We start from the raw sequence: 19,244 nt of genomic DNA on the forward strand, positions 1-19,244 counted from the left end.
TTCCTTATTTTTCTGTTGATTGGCGTTTTTGACGTGCATCAGCGGCATTTGCACGTGCGTTTGCTTCTAAGTCATTGTGGTCAGCGAGTTCGCGAGCGAACTCAACATCAATGCCATCGGCAGCTTTGTTTCGATTTACATTTTTTTTTTTCATTCGACACAATCTCCTTGTGTTTTATGCGGCGTTGCAAAGTTAGTTTGACACAAATAGACTTTTTTATACAAAGAGGATTTGGAAAGCATAGAGCCGAAATATACAATATAACTAATAGAAATGGGGGATAGAGATGGAATTGTTGAATGGGAAAACAGCTGTTGTAACGGGTGCTGCGCAGGGGATTGGAAAAGAAATCGCACGAGTTTTTGCAAAACTAGGGGCCAAAGTATTAATTAGTGATGTAAATGAAGAGAAGCTACAAGAAACGACACGTGAATTATCAGATGAAGGGTATGATGTGAGTTTATATCGATGTGATGTGAGTAATCAAAATGAAGCGAAGTCGTTAATTGAATATGCGGTGCAAAAATTTGGTACATTACATATTTTAGTGAATAACGCTGGGATTACAAAAGATGCAATGTTACATAAGATGGAGAAGTCTGCTTGGGAACAAGTATTACAAGTGAACTTAACTGGCGTTTTTTATTGTATGCAGCCAGCACTTCTTTATATGAGACAACAACAGTATGGACGGATTATTAATATTTCTTCTATTAGTAGGGAAGGAAACATTGGACAAGCAAATTATGCGGCTACAAAAGCAGGGGTTGTAGGCTTAACAAAAACAGCAGCGAAAGAGGTTGGAAGTTTTGGTATTACGTGTAATGCGATTTGTCCAGGGTTTATGGATACTGATATGACAAAAACAATACCGGATAAAGTAAAAGAGAAAATGGTTGGAGCGATTCCAGTTGGAAGAATCGGAACGCCGGAAGATATTGCAAACGCAGCTGCCTTTTTAGCATCAGAGTATGCGTCTTACATTACAGGAGAGGTATTAAATGTGAGCGGTGGGTTGCAAGTGTAAATGAATACATAATGAAAAGAACCTGACCGAGTAGGTCAGGTTCCTTCTCGTTAATTTAAGTTAATCCAAACGCTCTTCACTTCTGTATAGTTGTTCAGCGCGTAAGATCCCATTTCGCGGCCAAGACCGGATTGTTTAAATCCTCCAAATGGAGATGCTGCATCAAAGACGTTATAACAGTTTACCCATACAGTACCAGCACGTACTTTACTTGCAACATAGTGTGCTGTTTTAACATTTTCTGTCCACACACCAGCCGCTAAGCCGAATTGTGATTTATTTGCACGTTCAATTACTTCATCAATATCGTTAAAAGGTATTGCAGAAATAACTGGACCGAAAATTTCTTCTTTTGCGATCGTCATTTCGTCATTTACGTCAGCGAATACTGTAGGAGAAACGAAGTAGCCTTGATCGAATGGATTACTTCCTCCGCAAAGTACTTCAGCGCCTTCTTCAATCCCTTTTTCAATGTAGCTCATTACACGTTTTTGTTGTTCTTCGGAAACGAGAGGACCGATTGTTGTTTCAGGGTTAAGACCGACACCTTGATTTAGTTTTTTAGAATAGAGGACGAGATCAGCCATGACATTATCATACATTTTCTTTGGAATAAATAAGCGTGATCCAGCAGAGCATACTTGTCCTTGGTTAAACATAACACCAGAAAGTGCACCAGGAATCGCGCGAGATAAGTCGGCGTCTGGTAAAATAATGTTCGGTGATTTACCGCCAAGCTCTAAAGTAACACGTTTCAATGATTCAGATGCTTGTCGCATAATTTGTTTACCGACTGGAGTAGAACCAGTAAATGCAATTTTATCAACGAGTGGATGATTAACAAGTGCTTGTCCAGCTGATTCACCGAATCCAGGAACGATATTAATAACACCTTTCGGGAATCCAGCTTCTTCAATTAATTCAGCTAAGTATAGAGCGGATAGTGGAGTTTGTTCTGCAGGTTTTAAAACGATTGTACATCCTGTAGCAAGCGCAGCTCCCATTTTCCACATTGCCATAAGAAGTGGGAAGTTCCAAGGGATAATTTGACCGACGACACCGACAGCCTCATGGCGTGTATAGTTAAAGTAATCACCGGAAACAGGAATTGTTTGACCAACAATTTTCGTCGCCCAGCCAGCATAATAGCGCATATGCTCAATTGCAAGTGGTATGTCTGCCGCCATTGTTTCACGGATTGGCTTTCCGTTATCTAACGTTTCGAGCTGTGCGAGCTCTTCTTTATGCTCTTCCATTAAATCAGCGAGCTTGTACATAAGACGGCTGCGTTCAGCAGTGCTCATGCGTGACCAAGGACCTTCATCGAAAGCCATTCGAGCAGCTACCACAGCTTTATGAATGTCTTCGCGACCAGCTTCAGCAACGATAGCGAGTGTTTCACCAGTTGCTGGGTTAGGCGTTTTAAATGTTTTTCCGGAAGCGCTTTCAATGAACGCTCCGTTCACATATAGTTTCTTTGTGCCTTGAAGAAATTTCTCTACCTTTTCATGAAGATTTACAGCTAGTTGACTCATTGTATAACCCCCTTGAAAATATAATTTAAACGCAGTACGAGACGGCGTTTATTCCGAAATCAAGGATGTGGGAACTAGATGAAAAGCCTCTACTTAAAATCATAAATAAAAAATGCTGAAAATTCAAATTTCATTTTCGTTACAATTGTAAAAAATATGTAATGAAACATTGTATTCTATATAATTACAAAAAATCCTGCGCGTTTTTGTTTTCTAGTAGGAAAAACTAGAAAAACAGTGGTACAATTATACATCGTGAGAGGAGGGGGAAAATGAAGAATTATCATGATGATCCGCGCTTTCGAGTTGCCCATAGAGAAGCGTTAATTGGTCTTGGATTAGCTATTATTAATTTTATAATATGGTATGGATTTGCCTATGGGCTTGGAAGTAAGGATCCGAGTGAATATACATATGTATTAGGTTTTCCAGCATGGTTTTTTTATAGCTGTATCGTTGGATTTATCGTAATGGTTATTTTGCTTATTTTAGTTGTTCGTTTTTTATTTCAAGATATTTCACTCGATGAGGAAGAAAAAAGTGAGGAATGATAGATGAATTGGTATGTAATAATCCCAATGATAATTTCTTTTATCGTTGTGTTTTTAATTGGTGTATATGCATCAAGACGTGTACAAGCAACCGCTAATAATAAATTTTTACAAGAATATTTTCTTGGTGGGCGTGAACTTGGTGGCTTATTATTAGCTATGACGATGATTGCTACGTACGGTAGTGCAAGTAGCTTTATCGGCGGGCCTGGTATTGCTTACAATATGGGGCTTGGATGGGTGCTGTTATCAGCGATTCAAGTTGTAACAGGATATATCGTTTTAACGGTTATTGGTAAAAAGTTTGCAATTATCGCTAGAAAGATGGAAGCAATTACGCTTATTGATTATTTAAAGGGCAGATACAATAATAAAGCGGTAGTTGTTCTTTCTGCGTTATGTATTATAATCTTTTTGTTCTCAGCAACAGTAGCCCAGTGGGTTGGCGGCGGACGATTAATTGAGTCGCTAACAGGACTTTCCTACACAACGGCACTATTTTTATTTACATTTTCTGTACTTGTGTATGTGTTAATTGGTGGATTTCGTGCAGTCGCTTTATCAGATACGTTATTAGGAATCATTATGTTAGTCGGAACAACAATCATTTTAATTGCTACTGTCATTGCTGGTGGCGGAGTTGAAAAGATTATGCAGGAACTTATTCAAATTAATCCAAATCTAATAACACCGTTCGGAGCGGATGGAAGTTTAACGAAATCATATGTCACATCATTTTGGATTTTAATTGGGATTGGTGTCGTTGGATTACCGCAAATTAGTGTGCGTGCTATGTCTTATAAAAATTCAAAAGCTATGCACCAAGCATTAATCATTGGAACGGTTGTCGTCGGTACAATTATGATTGGTATGCATTTAACAGGTGTGTTTGCAAGAGTAGTCCTTCCAGGCATAACGGTACCAGATAAAGTAATGCCGCTACTCGCGATGGAAGTGTTGCCACCTTGGTTAGCTGGAGTTTTCTTAGCTGCACCAATGGCAGCGATAATGTCTACTGTGAACTCATTATTATTACTTGTAAGTTCGTCAATTATTAAAGATATATATGTGAACTACATAAATAAAGATGCCGCGGATAGTACGATAAAGAAAGGTAGCCTATTGATTACTGGTATCGTAGGATTACTCGTATATGCTGCCGCTATTAAGCCACCAGACTTTTTAATTTGGTTAAATTTATTTTCTTTCGGTGGTTTAGAAGCAGCGTTCATTTGGCCGATTGTGTTAGGTTTATATTGGAAAAAAGGAAATGCAACTGGAGCTCTCGCATCTATTTTAGTTGGAGTAGGTTCCTATATGTTTATTCACCTTTGCTACCCTAATCCATTCGGTATACATACAGTTGTTTTCCCGATTTGCTTTGCATTTATTTCTTATATAATTGGTAGTATGGTTACGATGAAAAAAGTAGCATGAAAATATAGAAAAACGTAGGAACTTCTAATATGAAGTTCCTACGTTTTTTGTTTATACAAAATTTATCTTTTTCATTCTGTATTCCGTCATGTATTCATAAAGTAATAACAATTGATGGGATGGAGTTGAGGTCTATGAAAAAAATATTATTTTTAGGAGACCCAGGAATTGATGACTCTTTAGCAATTATGTATGGATTATTGCATCCTGATATTGATATTGTTGGAGTAGTAACAGGATATGGGAATGTAACACAGGAAAAGGCGACGAGTAATGCGGCGTATTTATTGCAAATGGCGGGCCGGGAAGATATACCTGTTATTAATGGAGCGAAAATTCCTTTATCTGGGGATTTTGTAACATATTATCCGGAAATTCATGGGGTAGACGGTTTGGGACCTATTAAGCCTCCTAAAACTTTTTCTCCCAATATTAAACCTTTTTGTGCATTTTTCGATATCATTGAAAAATATAAAGGAGAACTAATCATTGTTGATGCCGGCAGATCAACAACATTAGCGACGGCATTTATTTTAGAAAAACCAATGATGAAGTATGTGAAAGAATATTATATAATGGGCGGAGCTTTTTTAATGCCCGGAAATGTTACACCAGTCGCGGAAGCCAATTTTCATGGTGACCCAATTGCATCACAATTAGTTATGCAAAATGCAAAAAATGTGACATTAATACCGCTTAACGTTACATCAGAAGCGATTATTACACCGGAGATGGTGAAATACATTACGAAACATTCTAAAACGAATTTCAAGAAATTAATAGAACCGATTTTCAATTATTATTATAAAGCTTATAAAAATCTGAATCCTAAAATAACAGGGAGCCCAGTGCATGATGTAGTAACGATGATGGTAGCGGCAAATCCATCTATTTTAGATTACGTGTATCGTCGTGTTGATGTAGATACGGTTGGAGTTGCGAAAGGGGAAAGTATCGCTGATTTTCGCCCGCAACCTGAAGCAAAAGCGTTGAAAAATTGGGTTAAAATTGGCTGGTCTTTACATTATAAAAAGTTTCTAGAGGATTTTGTGAAAATTATGACGTAGACATAATAGTAGCATACAAGTTAAAATAATGGAGATGATTATTTAAACAATCATCTCCATTATTTTGTTTTTAAGAGATAAATAGAGAAGAGTTACACAATAGGAGAGGAATTTTACTTGAAAAAAACTATAGTATGCGCAGTGATTGTGGGTATTTTTGTTTTGCTGATATCAGGTAACTTTTTAGTGAAAAAAGTGTGGAGTTCAAATAATGATGATGCGCAGTATATAGCATCCTTTATTGAAGAACATAAAGATGAAAAGAATAGTGCACTTTTAATAAAAAGAAATGATAAAGTCGTGTATTCTGTAAATCCGGATGTTGTATTGCCAGTTGCTAGTACGATGAAGTTAATTGTGGCGCTTGAATATACGAAACAAGTTACAGAGGGGAAAATCGATCCGTCTAGTTTCGTTTCAATTAATGATGTGAATCGTTATTATGTGCCGGGTACAGATGGTGGTGCACAAGATAGATGGCAAAATTATTTGCAAAAAAAAGAAAAGATAACTGAAGGAGCGGTTTCTTTAGAAGAAGTTGCAAAAGGAATGGTTAAGTTTAGTTCTAATGCAAATACTGAATATTTAATGGAGGTATTAGGATTAGACAATATTAATCGGAATTTACAAAGTTTAGCACTTCCTGCACATCAACCGCTATTTCCGATTGTTTCATCTTTATACATTCCGGGATATTTGCATAAAGAATTACATGTTCCAAAATATAAAATAGAGAAAAAGTTAAAAGAAATGTCTCAAGAGCAATATCGTGAATATGCTATGATTATTCATGAACGCTTAAAAAAGAAGGGACCATTATTACAGAAGGAAATTCCTCTGTATTTAGAGGAACGTTACGACAAAATTTGGTCGGATAGATTGCCGGCTGCTTCCGCTAACCATTATATGGTACTGCTTCAAAAGGCAAATCATCAAGGTGGTCTTACAGAAGCGGAAGAAAAAGTGTGGGCGAATATCGTTGAAACAGATATGAGCGCAAAGAAATATCGTAAAACATTCAGGCATGCTGGACAAAAGAATGGTTATACACCATGGACGGTAACGAAAGCAGTTTATGCAATGGATAAACGCGGAAACTGTACAGAAATTGTTTTCTTGGCAAATAATTTAAATGAAGATGACAGTGCTGAAATACGTAAACATTTAGCAAATCTACACTTTCAAGTGTTGCAAAGTGATAAGTATGATGCGACTTTTATTAAATAAACTCGGTGCTATGAGCGCCGAGTTTATTTTTATGTACAAGCACTTTTTCACCATCCTTGGGTATGATGGGTAGTAACACTTAGGCGAAAGGGGAAAAGGTGATGAAACAGAGTAAAGAAGAGTTTATTAAGAATGAAGGCGCTGATTTCCCTGGGAAAACATATGTAGATTGTATATTACAGCACGTATTTAATTTTCAGCGTAATTATTTATTAAAAGATATGTTTCAAGTGCATAGGGCACATATTACTATGTTAACTGAAGAGAAGTTAATGAAAAGAGAAGAAGCGAAAGTTATATTAATCGCACTTAAAAAAGTAGAGAGGATTCCAAAGGAGAAGTTGTTATATACAGAGCAACATGAAGATCTTTTTTTCTTAGTTGAACATTTGCTTTCTCAAGAAGCAAAGTGTGAATTTGTAAGTAATATGCATATCGGTAGAAGTAGAAATGATATGGGTGTAACGATGTATCGCATGAGTTTACGGCAATTTGTATTGCGGTTAATGGAACATCATTTATTGCTGCAAGAAAGTATGCTGGAGCTCGCCGATGAACATATGGAAACAATTATGCCCGCGTATACACATACACAACCGGCGCAGCCGACAACATTTGGTCATTATGTTTTGGCAATTTATGATACGATGCAACGGGATTTAGAAAGAATGAAAAAAGCGTATCATCTTTTAAATCATTCTCCAATGGGGGCAGCTGCCCTTTCTACAACAAGCTTCCCAATTAAGAGAAAACGAGTGGCACAGTTACTTGGGTTTACAAATGTAATTGAGAACTCATATGATGCTGTTGCTGGAGCAGATTATTTATTAGAAGTTAGCTCGTTACTAATGGTTATTATGACGAATACGAGTAGATGGATTCATGATTTTTTACTATTAGCGACGAAAGAATATGATGGGATTACTGTAGCGAAGCCATATGTGCAAATAAGTAGTATTATGCCGCAAAAACGAAATCCTGTTTCAATAGAACATGCCCGTGCTATTACGAGTAGTGCTTTAGGGGAAGCATTTACTGTATTTCAAATGATTCATAATACACCATTTGGCGATATTGTCGATACGGAGGATGACTTGCAGCCGTATTTATATAAAGGAATCGAAAAGGCGATTCGTGTTTTTTGTATGATGAACGCAGTTATCCGAACGATGAAAGTAGAAAAGGAAACGTTAAAAAGTCGTTCATATAAACACGCGATTACGATTACAGATTTCGCAGATGTTTTAACAAAAAACTATGAAATACCATTTCGGCATGCACATCATGCAGCAAGTGCGATTGCGAATATGTCTATGCAGCAGAAGAAAGAATTACATGAATTAAATTTCAAAGACATAAATGTATACTTACAAGAAAATTTGAAAGTGAATTTATTAGAAGAAGAGTGGAAAGAAATTATATCACCAGAAGCTTTTATTCAAAAAAGAAATGTATATGGTGGACCGAGTAAAAAAGAGATGGAGCGTATGATTAAAAATCGAAAAGAGTCATTTCAAAAAGAAGAAGAGGTATTTGAAAAGGAAAAACAAAGAATTTTACAAGCTGAAAATGATTTGAATACGTTAGCTTCGAACATTATTAAATCGTAAAAGAAGGATTTAATGAATTAATCGCCAATACTTAATGAAACTATAAATAGAGAGAAGAGATTGTCGATGATTCAATTACATGTATATGAAGAGATTCTTAATTTTACAGAAGAGGTTACACCATTTTTAGAGAAGAATGAGCAGGAAAATAATCTCATATTAGGTGTATTACAAATGGTCCAAGAACCGATATTTATAGGAGTAGCAAAACAAGAGGAAGAAATTGCAGCTGTATTTCTTCAAACAGAAGAAAAGAAACAAATAATTGTTGCTACGTCTGAGATTTCGGCAGTAGCTATTAAGGAACTTGCAAAAGAGTTAACGAAAGTATATCCAAATATTCCTGGATTGATTGGTAATAAAAAAATCGTACAGAAATTAGCGGAAGAGATTGCAGTGTTAGAGAATAAGAAAACTAATGTTGCAATGGAGCAAGGTATATATGAATTAAAACAAGTAAAGAAAAAGTGGAACGGAGATGGAATCTTTCGAGAAGTAAGTAGTGATGAGCTAACATTAATAGAGCAGTGGATATATCAATTTTGCGAAGATGTGAAGCTTCCTACTACGAAAGAAGAAGCGAAACAAACTGCTCATACATTAATTACTAATCATCGTCTATTTGGTTTAGAAGTAGACGAGAAGATTGTTTCTGTAGCTGCAAAAACGAGACCGACTACAAACAATATAACAGTTAATTTCGTATATACACCGAAAGAAGCTCGGAGAAAAGGGTACGCATCTAGTTGTGTCGCTGCACTTAGTCAACGTATGTTAGATGAGGGTTACAAAACAACGACATTATATACGGACCTGGCAAATCCAACATCAAATAAAATTTATCAAGAGATTGGTTATGAGAAGATGATGGAGTCTGTACTCATATTTTTAGAGAAATAGAATGAAAAGGCACGCTATTATAGCGTGCCTCTTTGTTATTCATCAATTCGAATTACTTCACCCTGCGGGAAATTCTCAGTTTCTAGTAAGTTACGAATAGCTTTCGCAACATATTCAGGTGACAGTAGCTTTCCTTCTTTTTTTAATGCGGTGAATCGATCTAAGTTAATAAAGTCTTCCTTATTTGTTTCACGAATTTGTGTTTGCATATTTGTATCAACAACACCTGGTGCAAAAGAAACGATTTTTACAGGGTATTCTTTTTCTACTTCTTCAGTAGCTACGCACTGCGTAAACATATTTACACCGGCTTTCGTTGTACAATAAGCGCCCCATCCAAAATAAGGGTTTTTCCCTGCTCCAGACGAAATATTTATAACTCGTTTATCTATTTTCCAGTTTTTCGTATGTTTCATGAAAGTAGATGTAAGAATCATAGGTGCAAGTAAATTAATGTGAACGTTCGTAATGAATTGTTCACTTTCTGACTTTTCAATAGGTTTCATTGGTGCAAGTGTTCCTGCATTATTAATTAAATGAATCGATGAGACATTGTCTTTTTGAATAGATGAAAAGACTTCGTTAAAATTAGTTTCTAAATTATGTACATCTTGAAGATCTATGGAATGGAAAATACAATTGCTGTCGTTTTGCTCTGCGAGTTTTGCAAGCTCTTTATTTTCTCTTCTAGAAATAGAGATGATGGTTGTGTTTTCTTCTAACAATTGTGCGGCGATTGCCTCACCTAAACCTTGTGAAGTTCCTGTTACGATAACGTAGCGCATAGTTTTATAAACTCCTCTCGTATGTGCGGAATTTTTTTGGACAACGTACACTCTATAGTTTGTCTACATTTTATAGTATAGAGCACTTTTTACTATAAATGAAATGAGATGATTACGTGCCTTTTTTGAATCGCTTTACAACAACAGTAACTGGTGCCGTCACGTTCACTGGGAATACGTTGGGACTTAGTCCTACATCGCCTGCGCCAGGTAATATTTTTGGTACACTTGCTGTATTTACGACAGTAAATACGTCGTTACAAGTACCAGGATTCCCAGCAGGAACAACGGATGACTGGCAATTGAATTCTTCAAGTGCAATTTTAAACCTTCCGGCAGGGAGTAGTATTTTGTATGCAGAGTTGGTTTGGGCTGGTACTTTCCGGACTGATACGGAAGATGTATTACCATTTTTAAATGATAATATTACATTTACAACACCAGCAGGAACATTTTCAGTTACGCCAGACCCTGCTACCGCGCAGCAAGGTTCGGTAGGAAACCAGTTTTATTATGCTCGCTCTGCTAATGTAACGAATCTTGTAAGTGCAGGTGGGGCAGGCACATATACAACAGGTGCCGTGCCAGCTGCAAGAACTTCAGCTGATCCAACAATCAGTCGTTCAGCTGGCTGGACGCTTGAGGTGGTTTATCAAAATGCAAGTTTACCACTTCGGAATTTGTCAGTATATGCAGGTCAAGAAATTATCGATGCTTCATCCCCGCCAGTTGATGCTACTATTTCAGGATTTGCTACTCCAGCAACAGGAGCTGTTACAGGAAGAGTGCTCGTAACTGCTCAAGAAGGTGATTCTAATATTGTTGGAGATCAGCTTCGCTTTGGACCGAATGCAAATGCTACAGTCGCATTATTCGGACCGAGAAACCCCGCGAATAATTTCTTTCAATCACAAATTTGTAATGATAGTGGCAATCTAGATACGAGCGGCACATTTGGAGATTTGAATCAGCCGTTAGGAATCGCTTTAGCAGTCCGAAGACAAGGGTGGGATATTACGAATGTAGACGCCTCATCTTCTTTAGTAAACAATCAGACGTCAGCAACTGTTCGCTTTGTCACAAATGGAGATGGATACGCTGCAGCTGGTTTTGGTGTTCAAATTGATGCGACAGGTCCAATCATTAATCCTGTTAAATCGGTTAATAGAACAGTTGCAGGGGTAGGGGATACTCTCACCTATACGATTACGGTCCCGAACACAGGAACAGGAAGTGCAGAAAACGTTGTATTACAAGATAGTATTCCGAACGGAACGACATTTGTAGCAGGTAGTGTAACGGTAGGTGGAGTAACACAACCGAGTGCGAATCCAGCGAATGGAATTAATTTAGGTACAATCCCAAATAACACGCAAAGAATTGTTACATTTCAAGTTCGAATAACATCGTTCCCGAACCCAAACCCTATTCCAAATCGTGCAATGGTGTCATATCAATTCCGTCCTTTTGTCGGTAGTCCCCCTATTACAAGTACGTCTTCTTCAAATACAGTACAAACGACAGTGAATCAAGCAACTATAAGTATGCAAAAATCTGTAGACCTACAGACGGCAACGCTTAATGACGTATTAACGTACACAGTTAATGTCACGAATAATGGGAATGTTGCTGCAAACAATGTTATTTTTGTTGATAGTATCCCTGCAGGAACAACATTTGTCGCAAATAGTGTTACGGTAAATGGAGTAGCACGTCCAGGAGCGAATCCATCAAGTAGTATTAATCTTGGAAGTATTAATGCTTCACAAACGACTGTAGTGCGCTTTCAAGTTCGAGTAACATCTAATCCTCTTGTAAATCCAGTTCCGAACCGTGCAAGTGTAACATTTAACTTTACTCCAGTGCCTGGCCAACAACCAATTTCAGGTCAAGCGACAAGTAATACTGTATTTACTACTATTAATATAGCTGATATAAGAACGAGAAAAACAGTGGATAGAGCTTTTGCGACAGTTAATGACGTTCTTACGTACACCGTTACAATTGAAAATACAGGAAATGTACTTGCGACAAATGTTATTTTTCAAGATCCGATCCCAATTGGAACGACTTTTATTCCAAATAGTGTGACTGTAGATGGGGTTTCACAGCCTGGAGCAAATCCTGCGACTGGGTTTACAGTAGCGAATATATCTCCAGGTGGAAGTAGGACAGTGACTTTTCAAGTACGAGTCACATCTACGCCATCAGGAGGGACGATTGCGAATCGTGGAAATGTATCGGCTAATTTCGTCGTTATTCCGAATCAGCCGCCAGTAACGATTAATAGACAAACGAATACAGTTGTAACACAAGTTAATACAGGTGGTTTAAATGTAATAAAGGAAGTGAATACAACGCAAGCGGCAGTAGGGGACACTTTAACATACACGATTGCCGTCCAAAATACAGGAAACGTTCCGTTAACAAATGTGTTTTTCCAAGACACTATTTCTTCCGCTGTTTCATTTGTTGCAAATACTGTAACGATTAATGGAGTACCGCAAAGTGGATTGAATCCGAATACAGGATTTTCTCTTCCAAATATTCCTGCGGCTCAAACCGTTGTAGTCACATTTGACGTATTAATTGTACAGGATCCAGAAAATGAAGATATTTTAAATCAAGCAAATGTAACAGCAAGTTTTCAAGTGAATCCGAGCGAACCGCCAGTAACAATCAATGTTCCTAGTAACATTGTGAGTACAACTGTACAATCAGGGAATTTTGAAGTTGTGAAAGCAGTGAATACGGATGTTGCAACGGTAGGGGATGTTTTAGTATATACAATCGAAGTCATAAATTCAGGTAGTGTACCAGCTACAAATGTATTTTTCCAAGATTCAATTCCACAAGGGACATTATTTATTGAAAACAGTGTATTTGTTAATGGTGTTTTACAAGAAGGGGCAGATCCAGAACTTGGATTCCCATTAAATAATTTGCCTACTGGCGCGAGTGTAATTGTTACGTTTGAAGTATTAATTGATGAAATTCCCCAAGGAAATAATGTCGTAAATAATGCGAATGTAACTGGAGATTTCCTTGTAAATCCAACAGAGCCACCGATTACTGTAACAGTACCAAGTAATACTGTTATGACAGTTGTGAATTCTTCAGGGCTAAATGTAATGAAGAGCGTAAGTGCTAGTGAAGCCGGTGTAGGAGATACGTTAACGTATACAGTTCGTATACAAAATAGTGGAACAGTAGCAGCAACAAATGTATCATTCCTTGATCCAATTCCATCTGGAACAACGTTTGTAGCAAATAGTGTAACAATAAACGGGATATCTCAACCCGGTTTAAACTCAACAACTGGATTTCCACTTGCTAATATTCCAGTAGGAGGGATGGTAACAGTTACTTTTCAAGTGACGATCACGAGTGTACCACCAAATAGAGTTCTTCCGAATAATGCGAATGTAACTGCGGATTTCCAAGTAAGTCCTCTCCAACCACCAATTACAATTGTAACGATTAGTAATATTGTTGTGACGCGAGTGAATGTAGGATCAATTAATGTAATAAAGAGTGTAAACACACCGCAAGCAGGTGTAGGAGATACGTTAACGTATACGATTCTTATTCAAAATACAGGAACTGTTCCTGCAACAAATATTATTTTTCAAGATCCGATTCCTGTTGGAACTGCGTTTGTAGCGAATAGTGTCACGATAAATGGAGTTGTTCAGCAAGGTGCAGACCCTGTGGTAGGTTTTCCAGTTCCGAATATTCCAGTTGGGCAAACCGTTACAGTTACGTTTCAAGTTATAGTGACGAGTGTCCCGAGTGGTGGAAATATTAGAAACCAATCAAACGTTACTGCAAGTTTTCTTATAAATCCAGCTAATCCTCCAATAACGACTGTTACGAATAGCAATTTCGTCGTGACGCAAGTAAACACAGCACAGTTAAATATACAAAAATCTTCATCTGTACAACAAGCGGCACTTGGAGAAATTTACACGTATTCTGTTGTCATTAGAAATAATGGAACGGTAACAGCAACGAATGTCTCTTTCATTGATCCAATTGCTCCAGAAACAACATTTGTAGCAAATAGTGTAACGATAAATGGAACTCCTCAACCTGGATTTGATCCAAATATAGGTTTTACGCTTCCTAATATAGCTGCTGGCACATCATTGACTGTAGCGTTCCAAGTAACAGTAGTTGCGCCATCCACGCGTGGAGCCGTACTAAACACGGCAGCTGCTACGGCCACTTTTTTATTAAATCCTTTACAGCCCCCTGTAACAACGACGAATACAAGTAATACGACAGTAGTTACGATACCGTTACCTCCTCCTGGTGAAGTAACAGCAACAAAAACAGTTGACGTTGCAACTGGAGCGGTTGGGGATGTATTAACGTATACCGTGCTAATTTCAAACGTAGGAATTATACCTGTTACAGATGTGTTCTTCCAAGATGTCATACCAGAAGGAACGACATTTGTAGAAGATAGTGTAACGATAGGTGGGGTGCAGCAACTTGGTTTAAATCCAGAAATAGGATTTACAGTTACTCCATTATTAATTAATGGTGGAAGTATTGAGGTAACGTTCCGAGTGACGATTACAGAAATTCCAGATAATGAAGTCATATTAAATGATGCAGACGTTACATTTACTTCACAACCAAATCCGCAGGAACCACCGATTACGGAAACGATATTAACAAATTTAGTCGTTACGACAATTAATATAGCGTTTATTTTTCCGTTAAAACTAGTAGATAAAGAAGTAGCGACTGTAGGAGAAATTTTAACGTATGATGTATTGATTTTTAATTTTGGAACAGTGGCAGCGACGAATGTTCAATTTATAGATACTACTTCCGCGGGTGTAGCATTTGTACCAGGAAGTGTGAGCATAAACGGGGTACCAGCACCAGGATTAGATCCTTTTATCGGTTTTACAGTTCCAGATATACCTGTAGATGATTTTGTACTTGTCACATATCAAGAGATGGTAACGAGCATACCAGAAGGTGGAACAGTTGTTAACTTTGTAGATGTTACGGCTACATTTGCTGTAAGTGAAACAGAGCCGCCTATTACTGAAACAACGACAAGTAACACGACATTAACCGAAATAAATGAACCTGGTTTGAATGTTTTAAAATCAGTAAGTGAGCCAATTGTTGCAGTAGGCGATACAATCACATATACGACAGTAGTTCAAAATACAGGGACAGTGACAGCGACGAATATTCAATATAGTGATGTATTACCTTCCTCTATAGCATTCGTGCCGAATAGTGTAACGATAGGTGGTGTGATACAACCTGGGTTCAATCCTAATAATGGATTCCCACTTCCAGATATAAATTCAGGGGGAAGTGTAGAAGTCACGTTCCAAGTAACCGTTGTTAGTGTTCCATCAAACGGAACAATTGCCAATACGGCAAATGTTACTGGAAGCTTTATATTAGTACCAGGAGAACCACCAGTTATAGTAAATCAGCCAAGTAACACAACGCTCACAACTGTAAATAGAGGACGCTTTAATGTTATTAAACAAGTCAATAGAGCTGCTACCTTAGTTGGAGATGTATTAACGTATACAGTGCAAATAACGAATACAGGAACAGTAACAGCTAACGATGTTCAGTTTATTGATACGATTTCAGCAGGAGCGTCATTTGTACCAAATAGTGTAACGGTAAATGGAACTCCACAACCTGGTTTGAATCCGATTACAGGGTTTGGAATTGGCGATATACTTGTTGGCAATACGACTATAGTGACGTTCCAAGCGACAGTGACAAATATTCCATCTTCAGGAACGATAACGAATGTTGCAAATATAACAGGAAGTTTTACTTTAGTACCAGGAGAACCACCAGTTGTAGTAACAGAGCCGAGTAATACGACAATAACAAGGGTAAATAGAGGGCGATTCAATGTTATAAAAACTGTCAACAAACAGGCGACACGATTAGGAGATACGTTAACGTATAGTGTGCAAGTTACAAATACAGGAACGGTAACAGCGACAAATGTGCAATTTATTGACGTTCCATCACCTAGTTTAGAATTCGTTCCAGGGAGTGTACAGATAAATGGGATTCCACAAGTAGGTTTAGATCCTTTTGTAGGCTTTTCATTACCGGATCTTGCAGTAGGAGATAGCATACTAATCACATTTGAAGTAAATGTAATCGTAATTCCGCCTTCTAGTAGCATTATGAATACAGCGAGAGTAACTGGTGATTTCGAATTGATTCCAGGAGAACCACCGTTTACAATTACGAATTCAAGTAATACGACAGTCACACCAGTAAATAGAGGCAGTTTAGATATGCTGAAAGAAGTAGATCATTCAATTGTTGGAGTAGGAGAAACGGTAACGTACCGTGTTCGCATATTAAATACTGGTACGGCTGATGCAATGAATGTTCAATTTATTGATGTGTTATCTCCGGAAGCGGCTTTTGTACCAAATAGTGTAACGGTAAATGGGGTAGCACGTCCAGGAGTAAATCCGCAGGTTGGATTTACGATTTTAGACATTCCAGTCGGTGAGACGGCGATTGTAACATATGAAGCTACAATTACAAGTTTTCCAGATGGTGGTACAGTGGTGAACGTTGCTGGGGCATCGGCAGAATATATTTTAGTACCAGGGGAACCGCCAGTTACAGTGATGGACACGAGTAATACAGTTATTGTAACGGTAAATACTGCAATCTTATTTGTTGCAAAAGGAGCAAACTTTGAAGTAGCAATGGTAGGAGATGTTGTCACTTACGGAATTGCTGTTATAAATGATAGTACAGTTCCTGTGACGAATATTATTTTAACAGACATCATTGACCCAAATACGTTATTTATAAATGGCACGGTAACGGTAAATGATGTACCTTTTCCATTTGCCAATCCGAATACTGGTATCCTTTTAGGTGATTTTCAGCCGAATGATGCAGCAATTATTAATTTCCAAGTTGTAATAACAGGAGGGCAAATAAATAACTTAGTAACAAATACAGCTACAGCGAATGGGCTTGCAACCGTAAATCCTAATGAGCCGCCAGTAGTAGTTGAAGGCGATAGTAATACAGTTGTTATCCCGTTTATTCCTCAAAATGTTTCAACAACAGTCGTAAAAACGGCAGATCTTCAATCAGCAACGATAGGCGATGTTATTACGTTTACGACAGTTATTACGAATACGGGGGATACAGCGATACAAAATATTCGTTTTCAAGATATGTTAGATAGTAGTTTTCGATTTGTTCCTGGAAGTGTAACTGTTGACAATACGCCAGTGCCAAATGTAAGCCCAGTATCAGGGTTTCTTATAGGAAGTTTAAATCCAGGTGAAGCACGGACAGTTTCGTTCCAAGTAACAGTTCAGAGTGCACCAAGTGGTTCAGGAAATTATATTAATCAAGCGAGTATTCGCTTCGAACATCAAGTAGGCACAGTATTGCCACCTGTTACACAAATAATAGATAGTAACATAGTTGTCATTCCATTTGTTCCAACGATAGAACAAATTTGTGAAACAAACTTTAATTGTTTAGACAAAATTCCATTTCACTGTTCTCCGTGTAATCAGTTGCGAATAAATAAAAAATAAACACAAAAAGAGCATCCTGAAAGAATAGGATGCCCTTTTTGTTTAGATCAAGTAGCTTCTTCTTCGGGAGAAGTGAAAAATTCGTTGACTTTGTTGGAGAGTAGAAATGGAATAGCTCCTTTTATAACGGAAATGTCCCAGTCCCACCATGCAAGGTTTTCTAGTTTTTCAATGATTTCTTGCGGGAAACGATATCGAACTAGTTTGGCAGGATTACCAGCGACGATTGCATATGGAGGTACGTCTTTTGTAACAACACTCTTGGCCCCGATAATGGCCCCGTTACCAATTGTAACACCAGATAAAATGCAGGATTGATAACCAATCCATACATCATTGCCGACTACGATATCACCTTTTGAAGAAGGATGACCAGTAATGTGTGCTCCTTCTTCGAAGAGGACATTAAATGGATAAGTTGTTATCCAATCAGCACGATGTTCACCGCCAAGTACGAAAACGACTTCTTCTCCTAATGAACAAAACTTACCTATTTTTAATTTTGTTTCATCATTCCAAGAAAAAATAATAGGGCCTACTTTACTGTAAGTATAATCACCGATATCATATTTATTATATTCAGGTTTTTGATTTAAATATAACATACCAATTTTAGCATCCTCTCTAAAGAAAGTAATGGATATGGAACATTATATGCAAGGTGAAGTAAGGCGAACTATGTTGTATGAAATGGTAATGTGCAAAAATGTTAGTAGGCAAGATGAATAAAAGGGAGTGAAATGTATGAGATACGAAATGGGATTATATAATAAACCTTTTCAGTCGATTCAATTAGGAAAAAAAGTATATGAAGTACGCTTATACGATAGAAAACGTCAACTTATAAAACAAGACGATGAAATTGTATTTACGAACCTTACGACAGCAGAAACGATGGCTGTAAAAGTAACGGAGATAAAACGATACGAAAGCTTTAAAGCAATGTACGAACAAATTGATAAAAAATTATTTGATTGTGAAGAACTTAGTATAAAAGAAATGTTAGAAAGTACATACGGAATATATACAAAAGAACAAGAAAAAGAATGGGGAACAGTTGCGATTGGTGTTGAGGTAATAAAGTGAGAAGAAATCGCGGTGCAGCTATAATTATACAAGGTGGTAAAATCGCTCTTATAAAACGTGTTCGAGAAGGTGAGCTGTATTTTGTTTTTCCAGGCGGGGGAATTGAAGAAGGAGAAACGCCTGAAGAAGCAACGAAGCGAGAGGTTTATGAAGAATTAGGGGTACATATACAAGTGGAGCATCGGATTGCAAAGGTGGAGTATAAAGGTACGGAGTATTATTATAATGCCCATATTATAGGTGGAGTTTTCGGAAGTGGTAAAGGCGAGGAGTTCGAGCTGAAAGATAGAGGGAGTTATATTCCTTTATGGATGCCGGTAAATGAGTTGCCAAATTTAAATGTAAAACCTTATGATGTGGCCAAATGTGTATTTGATTATTATGGAATATAAGGTCTGACAACATACAAAAAAAACCATTGACATAGCC

14 protein-coding genes are annotated in these 19,244 nt (G+C 37.6%); 10 read left to right on the top strand and 4 right to left on the bottom strand.

What is annotated here, in order from left to right; genetic code table 11:
• Positions 1-4 precede the first annotated feature (4 nt).
• Entirely contained in the window at positions 5-154 is a 150-nt protein-coding gene (locus JFU54_RS14330) for a YfhD family protein (RefSeq protein ID WP_002066466.1), read from the bottom strand.
• Between the two features lie 133 nt (positions 155-287).
• Between JFU54_RS14330 and fabG the strand changes: the two genes are divergently transcribed.
• A complete protein-coding gene (gene fabG, locus JFU54_RS14335; RefSeq protein ID WP_002014354.1) occupies positions 288-1,028 on the top strand; it encodes a 3-oxoacyl-ACP reductase FabG in 741 nt (246 codons plus the stop codon).
• A 50-nt stretch (positions 1,029-1,078) separates the two neighbouring features.
• Here fabG and dhaS read toward each other — a convergent pair whose 3' ends face one another.
• Positions 1,079-2,563, bottom strand: coding sequence for an aldehyde dehydrogenase DhaS (gene dhaS, locus JFU54_RS14340; RefSeq protein ID WP_002087742.1), 1,485 nt, complete (start codon positions 2,561-2,563; stop codon positions 1,079-1,081).
• Between the two features lie 272 nt (positions 2,564-2,835).
• Here dhaS and JFU54_RS14345 point away from each other — a divergent pair, with 272 nt between their 5' ends.
• From JFU54_RS14345 to JFU54_RS14370, 6 genes are all read left to right on the top strand, one after another.
• Positions 2,836-3,114 carry a YhdT family protein gene (locus JFU54_RS14345; protein ID WP_002014357.1) on the top strand — a complete coding sequence of 93 codons (279 nt, stop codon included), beginning with the start codon at positions 2,836-2,838 and terminating at the stop codon, positions 3,112-3,114.
• A 3-nt stretch (positions 3,115-3,117) separates the two neighbouring features.
• Positions 3,118-4,551, top strand: coding sequence for a sodium/pantothenate symporter (gene panF / locus JFU54_RS14350; protein ID WP_002087740.1), 1,434 nt, complete (start codon positions 3,118-3,120; stop codon positions 4,549-4,551).
• A 134-nt stretch (positions 4,552-4,685) separates the two neighbouring features.
• Positions 4,686-5,618 carry a nucleoside hydrolase gene (locus JFU54_RS14355; RefSeq protein ID WP_002033591.1) on the top strand — a complete coding sequence of 311 codons (933 nt, stop codon included), beginning with the start codon at positions 4,686-4,688 and terminating at the stop codon, positions 5,616-5,618.
• A 117-nt stretch (positions 5,619-5,735) separates the two neighbouring features.
• On the top strand, positions 5,736-6,845 hold the full coding sequence (locus JFU54_RS14360; RefSeq protein WP_201064878.1) for a serine hydrolase: 1,110 nt from the start codon (positions 5,736-5,738) through the stop codon (positions 6,843-6,845).
• Between the two features lie 101 nt (positions 6,846-6,946).
• Complete coding sequence (gene argH / locus JFU54_RS14365) at positions 6,947-8,455, top strand: argininosuccinate lyase (protein WP_201064880.1); 1,509 nt, start codon at positions 6,947-6,949, stop codon at positions 8,453-8,455.
• Between the two features lie 66 nt (positions 8,456-8,521).
• Positions 8,522-9,355 carry a GNAT family N-acetyltransferase gene (locus JFU54_RS14370; RefSeq protein ID WP_201064882.1) on the top strand — a complete coding sequence of 278 codons (834 nt, stop codon included), beginning with the start codon at positions 8,522-8,524 and terminating at the stop codon, positions 9,353-9,355.
• Between the two features lie 35 nt (positions 9,356-9,390).
• Here JFU54_RS14370 and JFU54_RS14375 read toward each other — a convergent pair whose 3' ends face one another.
• A complete protein-coding gene (locus tag JFU54_RS14375) occupies positions 9,391-10,140 on the bottom strand; it encodes a (S)-benzoin forming benzil reductase (RefSeq protein WP_201064884.1) in 750 nt (249 codons plus the stop codon).
• 116 nt (positions 10,141-10,256) lie between these two features.
• Here JFU54_RS14375 and JFU54_RS14380 point away from each other — a divergent pair, with 116 nt between their 5' ends.
• Positions 10,257-17,729 carry a DUF7507 domain-containing protein gene (locus tag JFU54_RS14380; protein WP_201064887.1) on the top strand — a complete coding sequence of 2,491 codons (7,473 nt, stop codon included), beginning with the start codon at positions 10,257-10,259 and terminating at the stop codon, positions 17,727-17,729.
• A 47-nt stretch (positions 17,730-17,776) separates the two neighbouring features.
• Here JFU54_RS14380 and JFU54_RS14385 read toward each other — a convergent pair whose 3' ends face one another.
• On the bottom strand, positions 17,777-18,334 hold the full coding sequence (locus tag JFU54_RS14385) for a CatB-related O-acetyltransferase (protein ID WP_002128459.1): 558 nt from the start codon (positions 18,332-18,334) through the stop codon (positions 17,777-17,779).
• A gap of 139 nt (positions 18,335-18,473) precedes the next feature.
• Here JFU54_RS14385 and JFU54_RS14390 point away from each other — a divergent pair, with 139 nt between their 5' ends.
• Both JFU54_RS14390 and JFU54_RS14395 read left to right on the top strand, forming a co-directional pair.
• Complete coding sequence (locus JFU54_RS14390) at positions 18,474-18,815, top strand: ASCH domain-containing protein (protein ID WP_012261378.1); 342 nt, start codon at positions 18,474-18,476, stop codon at positions 18,813-18,815.
• Positions 18,812-19,207 (top strand): NUDIX hydrolase, encoded by a 396-nt coding sequence (locus JFU54_RS14395; protein WP_060749166.1) that lies wholly within the window; start codon positions 18,812-18,814, stop codon positions 19,205-19,207. The genes JFU54_RS14390 and JFU54_RS14395 overlap by 4 nt, the downstream gene beginning before the upstream one ends.
• The last annotated feature ends 37 nt before the right edge of the window (positions 19,208-19,244 follow it).

Source organism: Bacillus sp. TH19 (assembly GCF_016651075.1).
GTDB lineage: Bacteria > Bacillota > Bacilli > Bacillales > Bacillaceae_G > Bacillus_A > Bacillus_A mycoides.

Excerpts from the sequence above, each read along its gene's own strand:
- dhaS (WP_002087742.1), bottom strand. The coding sequence starts at position 2,563 with ATGAGTCAACTAGCTGTAAATCTTCATGAAAAGGTAGAGAAATTTCTT.
- JFU54_RS14330 (WP_002066466.1), bottom strand. The coding sequence starts at position 154 with ATGAAAAAAAAAAATGTAAATCGAAACAAAGCTGCCGATGGCATTGAT.
- JFU54_RS14355 (WP_002033591.1), top strand. The coding sequence starts at position 4,686 with ATGAAAAAAATATTATTTTTAGGAGACCCAGGAATTGATGACTCTTTA.
- JFU54_RS14370 (WP_201064882.1), top strand. The coding sequence starts at position 8,522 with ATGATTCAATTACATGTATATGAAGAGATTCTTAATTTTACAGAAGAG.
- JFU54_RS14390 (WP_012261378.1), top strand. The coding sequence starts at position 18,474 with ATGAGATACGAAATGGGATTATATAATAAACCTTTTCAGTCGATTCAA.
- argH (WP_201064880.1), top strand. The coding sequence starts at position 6,947 with ATGAAACAGAGTAAAGAAGAGTTTATTAAGAATGAAGGCGCTGATTTC.
- JFU54_RS14385 (WP_002128459.1), bottom strand. The coding sequence starts at position 18,334 with ATGTTATATTTAAATCAAAAACCTGAATATAATAAATATGATATCGGT.
- panF (WP_002087740.1), top strand. The coding sequence starts at position 3,118 with ATGAATTGGTATGTAATAATCCCAATGATAATTTCTTTTATCGTTGTG.
- fabG (WP_002014354.1), top strand. The coding sequence starts at position 288 with ATGGAATTGTTGAATGGGAAAACAGCTGTTGTAACGGGTGCTGCGCAG.
- JFU54_RS14345 (WP_002014357.1), top strand. The coding sequence starts at position 2,836 with ATGAAGAATTATCATGATGATCCGCGCTTTCGAGTTGCCCATAGAGAA.
- JFU54_RS14375 (WP_201064884.1), bottom strand. The coding sequence starts at position 10,140 with ATGCGCTACGTTATCGTAACAGGAACTTCACAAGGTTTAGGTGAGGCA.